A 10,504-nucleotide genomic window follows, 5' to 3' on the forward strand; every position below is an offset into this window, starting at 1 on the left:
CCCCTACCCCGGCTCATACGCCCCCTCCGGCGACCGCGGCCCGCGTCCAGAACGCCGCGCAGAAGCGCGCGAGCGGCCCGCGGCCGTCCGACCCGGGTGGATCGCCCCGGTTCTGTGCCGCCAACAGCCCTGTGTCCACCGGTACTTCGCCCATCAGGGGCAGGCCGAGAAGTCGGGCGACCTCCCGGTCGTCCAGACCTGGCGCGTACGGTCCGCGCACCGCGACCCGCAGGTCCTTCAGGACCATGCCGACCGCGGACGCCACCCGCCCGGCCGCCGCGACGGCGCGCAGCTCGGCGGGGACCACGAGCAGACCCATGTCGACCTGGGCGAGGGCCTCCGCGCCCCCTTCGTCGATCCGGCGCGGCAGATCTACGACCACTGCCCCGCCGCGCCGTCTGGCCGCGGCCAGGACCGCCCGGACGGCCTCGGGCGCGATGGTGACGCAGTCGCCCCGGTCCCAGCTGAGGACCCGCAGGGCGTGCAGTGAGGGCAGCGACTCCTCCAGGGCGCCGCCGCCGACCCGCCCGTGCGAGGCGGCGAAGGCCGGCCAGCGGAGCCCTTCGACGGCCTCGCCACCGAGGAGTACGTCGAGTCCGCCGCCCAGTGGATCCGCGTCGACAAGGAGGGTGCGCCTGCCCTGGCGCGCCGAGGTGACCGCGAGAGCGCAGGCGAGCGTGGACGAGCCGGCGCCCCCGCGACCGCCGATCACGCCGACGGTGAGGGCGGGCGGTCCGACGCCCTCGGCCGCGTCGGCGATCCGGTCGACCAACCATTGTTCGCCATCCGGCAGCATCAGCACATGGTCGGCACCGATCTCCACAGCCCTCTGCCAGATCCCGGAATCGTCCTGATCCCGCCCCACCAGCACGACTCCGCGTCTGCGCGCGGCGCCACGCACGCGTCGTGCGGCATCGTCGCCGACGAGCACCAGAGGCGCCGTGTCCCAGCCGCCGCCGCGCTCCGGCACCCCGTGATGGACTTCGGGCCGGGCCCCTGCCGCGGCGCACAGCCGCAGCAGGTCGTCCAGCAGATTCGCGTCCTCCGTGACGATCAACGGTCCGCCCTGCCGCCCCTCGGCGGCCGACGGCCGGTCGTCCGTGATGGCTCCCGCCATGCTTTCCAGCCCCCTTCGCTGCTCCCCGCGGGGCCCTTGCGGCCCCGCGATTCCCGCCCGGCGCAAGAACCGGCAACCGGCCCTCCATATGAACCGCCGATACGAACCGGCCATAGCCGCCGGACAAACGGAACCGGCCATGAACTTCCGCGAGCGGTACGCGCTGGAATCACGGTGCAGCGATGCCGGAAATCATGTGGATCTTGGTCGAAAACTGTGGACATCGCGACGGCTGTGAATATCGCCTTCACCCAAACCGGTGACCGTTGTACGGGAACCGGTGACCGTTGTACGACTTCCTCAGAGCAGCGTGATGGCTACGCACAGTGACTAATCCTGTGCGGATACAGAGAAACGCCGGTCCCCGCTGAGCGGGGACCGGCGTTCTGCACAACGGAAGGGAAAACCCATCCGGACATGCGACGACCCCCGCCGGGGGGGAGAGCGGGGGTCGTCCCCACGGTCTGACTCGGGGGGGGAGGAGCCAAACCGGGTTAGCACGGTCGCGAACGATCCGTGACTTCCATGGTGTACCCGAGAGCTCTCTCAGGCAAACCCACGCGTCCCACACTAGCCCGAATGGCGGGCGCATATGCTCAACCCGTGGAAAACCACTCCTTGCCTCGTACAGCGGCCTTCTTTGACCTGGACAAGACGGTCATTGCGAAGTCGAGCACGCTCACCTTCAGCAAGTCGTTCTACCAAGGCGGTCTGATCAACCGCCGGGCGGTGCTGCGTACCGCATACGCCCAGTTCGTCTTCCTCGTGGGCGGCGCCGACCACGACCAGATGGAGCGGATGCGCACGTACCTGTCGGCGCTGTGCCGCGGCTGGAACGTCCAGCAGGTGAAGGAGATCGTCGCCGAGACCCTGCACGACCTGATCGACCCGATCATCTACGACGAGGCCGCCTCCCTCATCGAGGAACACCACATCGCCGGGCGCGACGTCGTGATCGTCTCCACGTCCGGGGCGGAGGTCGTCGAGCCGATCGGTGAACTCCTGGGCGCGGACCGGGTGGTGGCGACCCGCATGGTCGTGGGCGACGACGGCTGCTTCACGGGCGAGGTGGAGTACTACGCGTACGGGCCCACGAAGGCCGAGGCCGTCAAGGACCTGGCCGCGTCCGAGGGGTACGACCTGTCGCGCTGCTACGCGTACAGCGACTCCGCGACCGACATCCCGATGCTCGCGGCGGTCGGCCACCCCCATGCCGTCAACCCGGATCGCGCGCTGCGCCGCGAGGCCGTCGCGCGCGCGTGGCCCGTCCTCGACTTCAACCACCCGGTACGACTGAAGCAGCGGCTGTCCGCGCCGCCCCGGCCGGCCATCGTCGCCGCCGCGGCGATAGGAGCGGCGGCGGCCACGGCGGGGCTCGTCTGGTACGCCAGCCGGCGCCGCGCGACGGTGAGCTGAAACGGGGAGCTGAAACGGGGAGCTTCGCCCCGAGCGCCCGATTCACCACCCTTTGGCCCTAAAAGTAAAGAAGCGCGGTGAGGGGTTCCGCTTGCCCCGGTCCTGGAGTACAAAGGGGTTAACGGCCCGCGAGACCAGGGACATCCGAGAGGATCACCTTCAAACGCAACCGAGGCCCCACGGACCGAGCATGAACACTGGGCACCCACGCGACGTCGACCCGTCGATTACGGGCCAGCCGCACCAGGTGACGGGCAACAGTTCCCGACCTGATGGGCAACACTTCGAGGACGCCTGGTACCCCAGTGGACATGCCAGCGGCGGTACGGAATTCCGTACCGCCGCACCTCGTGCAAGGTTCCGCCCAGGGATCTACGCGGCGCCCCGCTGCAGTGCCTCGCACACCGCCGTCGACTCCCTGGCGCCCAGTCCGACCGCCTTGCCGCAGTGGGCGATCCAGGCCGCCATCCCCTCCGGGGTCCCGGACGCGTAGCCGTCCAGAGCGGCGGCGTAGGCCGCGCGGCCCAGTTCCGCGTGACCGACCTCCGGCGGGCAGACCGACTTGGGGTCCAGGCCGCTGCCGATCAGGACGATCCGTTCCGCCGCGCGCGCTACCAGGCCGTTGTGGGAGCCGAAGGGGCGCAGTGCGAGGAGTTCGCCGTGCACCACGGCGGCGGTCACCAGGGCGGGCGCCGAACTCCCCGTGACGACCAGGCGCGCCAGACCGTCGAGGCGGCCCTCGACCTCGGCCGCGTCCGGCAGCGCAAGCCCGATCAGCGGCGGTCCCGCGGCGTCTGCCGCCGGGGTCTCCGAGACGGGCTCCCCCTGCAGCCGCGGCCGTCCGACCGTGTCCTTGTTGTCGGCGGCGGACACGGCAGGCACGGCAGCCACGGCGGCCACCAGGTGCAGCCTGGCCAGCACCCGAAGGGGCGACTGCCGCCAGATGGACAGGAGCTCGCCCGCCTCGGCGGTCAGCCGGAGGGCCGCGCCCACCACCCTGGCCTCGTCGTCACCGCTGAAGTCGGTCCTGCGGCGCACCTCTTCGAGAGCCCAGTCGGCGCCGGACAGCGCCGCGGACCCGCGGGAACCCCGCAGCGCGGCCTCACCGGTGATCTCGTTGCTGCGGCGCCGCATGATGCGGTGCCCGTAGACCCGGTCCACGGCCTTGCGGACGGACTCGACGGATTCCGCCACGCCGGGCAGCGAGCCCAGCGCCGCGAGGGGGTCGGCGTTCGCACCTGTCGTACTCATGAGTTCGACCCTACGCACACCCGGCCCGTGCTCCGCGAACGAGTGGTCTTCTTCACGTGTGACGGCTCTCGGACACAGCCGTCCGACTACGTACCTGAACGACTACGTACCTGAACAAGGACTACCTGCGCGGCTCCGACCCGCGCATCGCCTCCGCCGAGACGATGATCAAGACCACCCCGCCAGGACGCTACCGCTTGACCGCCGGCGCGCCCGGTACTCCCTTGGGGGCCGGGGCGGGCCGGCCGGACAGGAACGACGCCCAGTTCCGCTTCGGGGCCTGCCCCACCTTGAGAGTGCGGAGCTTGTCGAGGGTCTTCGGGTCCTGGGCGTCGAGCCAGTCGGCGAGCTGCCGGAAGGAGACGCAGCGCACCTCGCGCTTCGTGCAGACGCGCTCGATGGTCTCCTCGACGGCGCGCATGTACGTGCCGCCGTTCCAGGACTCGAAGTGGTTGCCGATGATCAGGGGCGCACGGTTGCCCTTGTAGGCGCGGGAGAAGCCCTTGAGCAGGCCGTCCCGCATCTGGTCGCCCCAGTACTCGTGCTTGGCGGGATCGCCGTGGGACGTGGTGCCGGACTGGTTGACCATGAAGTTGTAGTCCATGGTCAACGTCTCGAACCCGCGGCCGGGGACCGGGACGAGCTGCATCGACAGGTCCCACAGTCCTGCCTTCTTCTTGGGCCATACCTGGTCGTTGACACCGCTGGTGTCGTAGCGGAAGCCGAGCTGTCGGGCAGCCTTCATGAAGTTCGTCTGCCCTTCCAGGCAGGGCGTGCGGGCGCCGATGAGCTCCTTGTCGTAGTCGAAGGGCAGCGGAGAGCCCTTCGCCGTGCCCGTGTTGGTCTTCCAGGACTTCACGAAGGACTTGGCCTGGGCGATCTCGTCCTTCCACTCCCGGACCGACCACTCACCCACTCCGCCGCCGCTGCCGCAGAAGTGGCCGTTGAAGTGCGTACCGATCTCGTTGCCCTCCAACCAGGCGCCGCGCAGCTGCTTGACGGTGTCCTTGATGCCCTGCTCGTCATTGAAGCCGATGTCGGAGCGGCCGGGTGAGTGCTGCGGCGGCCGGTACAGGTCGCGCTTCTCCTCGGGAAGCATGTACACGCCGCTGAGGAAGTACGTCATGGTCGCCCGGTTGTCCTTGGCCACCTTGCGGAAGTGCGAGAACAGCCGCTGACTGTCCTCGCCGGCCCCGTCCCACGAGAACACCACGAACTGCGGCGGCCTCTGACCGGGCTTCAGCCGCTCGGCCCGCGGCTGCCGCGGCTGCGACCCGGTGAACGCGGTCGAGCCGTCGCCGATCAGCCGAACCCTGTTCTTGGGTGCCGGAGCGCCCACGGCCTTCTTGGCGCCGTGCGCGCCCTCGTCCTGCGCGCCTTTCCCGGCGCCGGTGTCGCCCGTCCCGCAACCGGCGAGCGCCCCGGCGCAGGCCGCGGCGACTGCGACGCCCGCGGTGATCCTCTGGGTGGCGGCCATGTTCCGCCCACCTTCTTCCTTCAATCGGACAAAACAGACGGAAAGTCCAAGATCGCAAGGACCGAAGGAAGGGGTGTTGCGACAAGCCGATCAAAATGATTAATCACTCTCCGGAATGAACTGCTGACCCATTTGCGGCACTTTTCCCCATACAGCCTTTACTCTCCATTACGATTCATTTACCGAGCGTTGATAAATCCCGCCGCTGTACGCCGTGACCCACGGCCGCGTCCCAAGCGACCGCGTAGCCCCGGAGGAGACGGGAACCATGCCTTCCTGCGTCCCGACACGTACCGACGACTCTTCACACACGCCCGACGAAGGGCGGCCGCACAGCCCGCCCCGTCCCGGCCGCCGAGCTCCCCGGATCCCTCGGCTCCCCCGGATCGCGGCCGCCGACCTGTCGGCCTCGATCGCCGTCTTCCTGATCGCCCTGCCCCTGTCCCTGGGCATCGCCCTCGCCACCGGAGCGCCGCTGCAGGCGGGGCTCGTCGCCGCCGCCACGGGCGGGCTCGTGGTCGGCCTGCTCGGCGGCGCACCGCTCCAGGTGAGCGGGCCCGCCGCGGGGCTCACCGTGGTCACCGCCGACCTCATCCAGAAGTACGGATGGCGGACGACCTGTGCCGTCACCGTCCTCGCCGGACTGGTCCAACTCGGCCTGGGCTTCCTGCGGGTGGCCCGTTCCGCCCTGGCCGTCAGTCCCGCGATCGTGCACGGCATGCTGGCCGGCATCGGCATCACCATCGCCGTCGCCCAGCTGCACATCGTGCTGGGCGGCTCCCCGAGCAGCTCGGTCGTCGACAACATGCGGGAACTGCCCGCCCAGTTGGCCCACCCCCAGGTGGCGGCGCTGTCGATGAGCGCCCTGACCCTGACCGTTCTGCTGGCCTGGTCCCGGCTTCCCGGGCGGGTGGGACGGATGCTGCGTACCGTCCCGGCCGCGCTCGTCGCCGTCACCACGGCCACCGCGACGGCAGCCCTCGCCGGGCTCACCCTGCCCAAGGTCGACCTGCCGTCCTGGCGCAGCCACGCCCTGGCCGGGCTGCCCGAGGGTCCGGTGCTCGGGATCGTCGCCGCCGTGCTCACCACCACACTGGTGTGCAGTGTCCAGTCCCTCCTGGGCGCCGTCGCCGTGGACAAGCTCACGGCCAGAGTGCCCGCCCAGCAAGGGCGCTGCGACCTCGACCGTGAACTGCTCGGGCAGGGCGCCGCCAACATCGTCTCCGGCTCGCTCGGCGGGCTCCCCGTCGCGGGCGTGGCCGTCCGAAGCGCGGCGAACGTACAGGCCGGCGCCATCAGCCGGAACTCCACGATGCTGCACGGCGTCTGGGTGGTGGTGGTCGCGCTCCTGCTGGTCCCGCTCCTGGAGCTGATCCCCCTCGCGACGCTGGCCGCCCTGGTGATGGCTGTCGGCATCCAGATGGTGTCTCTGCACCACATCCGCACGGTCACCCGCCACCGGGAGATGCTGGTGTACGCCGTCACCACCCTCGGCGTCGTCGTCCTCGGAGTCCTGGAGGGCGTCATGATCGGGGTCGCCATGGCCGTCGGCGTCGCCCTGCACCGCCTGACCCGTACGCGGATCACCTGCGAGGTGGGCCCGGACGGCGTCCATCACGTACGGGTGCGCGGGCAGTTGACGTTCCTCGCCGTGCCCCGCCTCAGCCGGGCACTGCACCTGGTGCCGTCGGGGGCCGACGCGGTGGTCGAGCTGGACGGCTCCTTCATGGACCACGCGGCGTACGAGTCACTGCACGACTGGCAGAGCGCGCACACCACCCGGGGCGGCTCCGTCGAGCTGACCGGGCGCACCGGAGCCCGCCTCGCGGAACCTCACACCAAGGACGGCGACGGGCAGACGTCCCACTGCCACTGCCGGCCCTGGACCCCCTGGCTCAACCATCACTGCGAGAGCCCCGCGCCACCGCCGCCCGGCGGGCATCCCGGCGGACATCGGCTGGCCAGCGGAATCAGCACGTTCCAGCGGAACACGGCACCGCTGGTGCGCGGTGAGCTGGCCCGCCTCGCGCGGGAGGGGCAGCGGCCCTCGCAGCTCTTCCTGACCTGCGCCGACTCCCGGCTGGTCACATCCATGATCACTTCGAGCGGCCCAGGCGACCTCTTCGTCGTACGCAATGTCGGCAACCTCGTGCCGCCGCCCGGCCAGGAGAGCGGCGACGACTCGGTGGCGGCCGCGATCGAGTACGCGGTCGAGGTGCTGCACGTGCGGTCGATCACCGTGTGCGGGCACTCCGGATGCGGGGCGATGCAGGCGCTGATGAACACCGAACCGGGCGGTACGCAGACGCCGTTGCAGCGGTGGCTGCGGCACGGGCTGCCGAGCATGGAGCGGATCGCCGCGAAGAACCGGCCCTGGACACGGATCGCCGGACGCGCGCCCGCCGACGCCACCGAGCAGCTCTGTCTCACCAACGTCGTGCAGCAGCTGGAGCATCTGCGGGCGTACGAGGCCGTGGCGCGGGCTCTGCGAGAAGGCACGCTCGAACTGCACGGGATGTACTTCCACGTGGGCGAGGCCCAGGCGTACCTCCTCGCGGAGACCCCGTCCCCCGAGGAAGAGGGGGAGCTGTTCGACCGGGTCACGGCGACGGCCCTGAACCGCACCCCGGCCTGAGCCGGACCGCGAGCCCATAGCGGACCGCGGACCTGAGCCGGACCACGGCTGAAGCGGACCGCGAGCCTGACCGGACCGCGAGCCTGAACCGACGGCCTCTCCCGTCCGTGAGAACGTGTGGCCGCCCGTGCAAGCGGGCAGGCCACGCGCACACCCGATCCCGTACACAGGTCTAAACCAATTCTCGGACGGCCCTTGTCACCAGGGGTCCCCGTCTGATGAGCTGTGGTCCGGGACACAACGGACACCCTGGGAAAGGGAGATGTCGTGAGCAACGAAAGCCTGGCCGACCTGCTGAGGAAGGGTGGAGAAGCATGAGCGAGCCGTCGTCACTCTCCAACCTGCTCAAGGAAGAACGCAGGTTCGCGCCGCCCGCCGACCTGGCCGCGAACGCCAATGTCACCGCGGCGGCGTACGAGCAGGCCAAGGCTGACAGGCTCGGCTTCTGGGCCGAGCAGGCCCGTCGGCTGACCTGGGAGACCGAGCCGACCGAGACCCTGGACTGGTCGAACCCTCCGTTCGCGAAGTGGTTCAAGGACGGCAAGCTCAACGTCGCGTACAACTGCGTGGACCGGCACGTCGAGGCCGGCCACGGCGACCGGGTCGCCATCCACTTCGAGGGCGAGCCAGGTGACAGCCGCGCCATCACCTACGCCGAGCTCAAGGACGAGGTCTCCAGGGCCGCCAACGCCCTCACCGAGCTGGGCGTCGAGAAGGGCGACCGGGTCGCCATCTACCTGCCGATGATCCCCGAGGCCGTCGTCTCGATGCTGGCCTGCGCCCGCATCGGCGCCGCGCACTCGGTCGTCTTCGGCGGCTTCTCCGCCGACGCCATCGCCACCCGCATCCAGGACGCCGACGCCAAGCTGGTCATCACCTCGGACGGCGGCTACCGGCGCGGAAAGCCGGCCGCGCTCAAGCCGGCCGTGGACGAGGCGGTCTCCCGGGTCGACGGGGTCGGCAAGGTCCTCGTCGTACGCCGTACGGGCCAGGAGGTCGCGTGGACCGAGGGCCGCGACGTCTGGTGGCACGAGATCACGCAGAAGCAGTCCGCGGAGCACACACCCGAGGCGTTCGACGCCGAGCACCCGCTGTTCATCCTCTACACCTCGGGCACGACGGGTAAGCCCAAGGGCATCCTGCACACCTCCGGCGGCTACCTCACGCAGACCGCGTACACGCACCACTCCGTCTTCGACCTCAAGCCGGAGACCGACGTCTACTGGTGCACGGCCGACATCGGCTGGGTCACCGGGCACTCGTACATCACGTACGGACCGCTGGCGAACGGCGCGACCCAGGTCATGTACGAGGGCACCCCCGACACCCCGCACCAGGGGCGCTTCTGGGAGATCATCCAGAAGTACGGCGTGACGCTCCTCTACACGGCCCCGACGGCGATTCGTACGTTCATGAAGTGGGGCGACGACATCCCCGCGAAGTTCGACCTGTCGAGCCTGCGCGTACTCGGCTCCGTCGGGGAGCCGATCAACCCCGAGGCGTGGATCTGGTACCGCAAGCACATCGGCGGCGACCGCACGCCGATCGTGGACACCTGGTGGCAGACCGAGACCGGCGCGATGATGATCTCGCCGCTGCCGGGTGTGACCGAGACCAAGCCGGGATCCGCGCAGCGGGCCCTGCCGGGCATCTCGGCGACGGTCGTCGACGACGAGGCACGCGAGGTGCCCGACGGAGGCGGCGGCTACCTCGTCCTGACCGAGCCGTGGCCGTCGATGCTGCGCACCATCTGGGGCGACGACCAGCGGTTCATCGACACGTACTGGTCGCGCTTCGAGGGCAAGTACTTCGCGGGCGACGGTGCCAAGAAGGACGACGACGGCGACATCTGGCTGCTCGGCCGGGTGGACGACGTGATGCTCGTGTCCGGGCACAACATCTCGACCACCGAGGTCGAGTCGGCGCTCGTCTCCCACCCGTCGGTCGCCGAAGCGGCCGTCGTGGGCGCGGCCGACGAGACCACCGGCCAGGCGATCGTGGCCTTCGTGATCCTGCGCGGTTCGGCGTCGGAGACCGAGACCCTCGTGGGCGAGCTGCGCAACCACGTCGGCAAGGTCCTCGGCCCGATCGCCAAGCCGAAGCGGATCCTGCCGGTGGCCGAGCTGCCCAAGACCCGTTCCGGCAAGATCATGCGCCGGCTGCTGCGCGACGTCGCGGAGAACCGCCAGCTGGGGGACGTCACCACGCTCACCGACTCCACGGTGATGGACCTCATCCAGACGAAGCTCCCGGCGGCGTCCAGCGAGGACTGAGGCCCCGAAGCCCGGCTTGACGCGAGGACGCGGAGACGCGGAGACGCGGAAGGGCACCCGGCAGCAAACGCGCCGGGTGCCCCTTCTGCATGTACGCGTCCACGCGCCTACGGTGAAGATCACCGGATGGCCCGGCGGCACCCTGAGCAAGCGGCATCTTGAGTAAGCTGATGAACGCGTCAACACGCGACAACACTCGACAAAAAAAGATCTCTGAGATCCCGGCGAGCCGGGAGATCCGAGATCGCCATAGGTGCGCCGGGAAGTCTGGTCGGCATGTGCTCAGTGCTGCCCACCGACCGGAGGTCGTCCCCGTGTCCGCGCCCACCCCCAAT

At 70.0% G+C, this 10,504-nt stretch carries 5 protein-coding genes and 1 pseudogene; 3 read left to right on the top strand and 3 right to left on the bottom strand.

Annotated elements, in window-relative coordinates; genetic code table 11:
* Positions 1-13: 13 nt before the first annotated feature.
* The gene (gene ssd, locus AOK01_RS21335) at positions 14-1,117 is read right to left on the bottom strand and encodes a septum site-determining protein Ssd (protein WP_055514095.1); all 1,104 of its coding nucleotides are present in this window, start codon (positions 1,115-1,117) and stop codon (positions 14-16) included.
* A gap of 579 nt (positions 1,118-1,696) precedes the next feature.
* Here ssd and AOK01_RS21340 point away from each other — a divergent pair.
* Positions 1,697-2,533, top strand: coding sequence for an HAD family hydrolase (locus AOK01_RS21340; protein WP_055514097.1), 837 nt, complete (start codon positions 1,697-1,699; stop codon positions 2,531-2,533).
* Between the two features lie 372 nt (positions 2,534-2,905).
* Here the strand turns inward: AOK01_RS21340 and AOK01_RS21345 are convergent, their stop codons facing one another.
* Together AOK01_RS21345 and AOK01_RS21350 are read right to left on the bottom strand one after the other, a co-directional pair.
* Positions 2,906-3,784, bottom strand: coding sequence for a Fic family protein (locus tag AOK01_RS21345; protein ID WP_055514099.1), 879 nt, complete (start codon positions 3,782-3,784; stop codon positions 2,906-2,908).
* Positions 3,785-3,974: 190 nt separating this feature from the next.
* The gene (locus AOK01_RS21350; RefSeq protein WP_055514101.1) at positions 3,975-5,261 is read right to left on the bottom strand and encodes a polysaccharide deacetylase family protein; all 1,287 of its coding nucleotides are present in this window, start codon (positions 5,259-5,261) and stop codon (positions 3,975-3,977) included.
* Positions 5,262-5,529: 268 nt separating this feature from the next.
* Here AOK01_RS21350 and AOK01_RS21355 point away from each other — a divergent pair, with 268 nt between their 5' ends.
* Together AOK01_RS21355 and acs are read left to right on the top strand one after the other, a co-directional pair.
* Positions 5,530-7,896: a bifunctional SulP family inorganic anion transporter/carbonic anhydrase gene (locus AOK01_RS21355; protein WP_055514103.1), complete on the top strand. Its 2,367-nt coding sequence runs from the start codon at positions 5,530-5,532 to the stop codon at positions 7,894-7,896.
* A gap of 282 nt (positions 7,897-8,178) precedes the next feature.
* Positions 8,179-10,169 (top strand): annotated as a pseudogene (acs, locus tag AOK01_RS21360) (acetate--CoA ligase).
* Positions 10,170-10,504 lie beyond the last annotated feature (335 nt).

The organism is Streptomyces aurantiacus (assembly GCF_001418335.1).
Classification (GTDB): Bacteria; Actinomycetota; Actinomycetes; order Streptomycetales; family Streptomycetaceae; genus Streptomyces; species Streptomyces aurantiacus.

Coding starts and splice junctions, on each gene's coding strand:
- ssd (WP_055514095.1), bottom strand. CDS start 1,117: ATGGCGGGAGCCATCACGGACGACCGGCCGTCGGCCGCCGAGGGGCGG.
- AOK01_RS21340 (WP_055514097.1), top strand. CDS start 1,697: ATGGCGGGCGCATATGCTCAACCCGTGGAAAACCACTCCTTGCCTCGT.
- AOK01_RS21345 (WP_055514099.1), bottom strand. CDS start 3,784: ATGAGTACGACAGGTGCGAACGCCGACCCCCTCGCGGCGCTGGGCTCG.
- AOK01_RS21350 (WP_055514101.1), bottom strand. CDS start 5,261: ATGGCCGCCACCCAGAGGATCACCGCGGGCGTCGCAGTCGCCGCGGCC.
- AOK01_RS21355 (WP_055514103.1), top strand. CDS start 5,530: ATGCCTTCCTGCGTCCCGACACGTACCGACGACTCTTCACACACGCCC.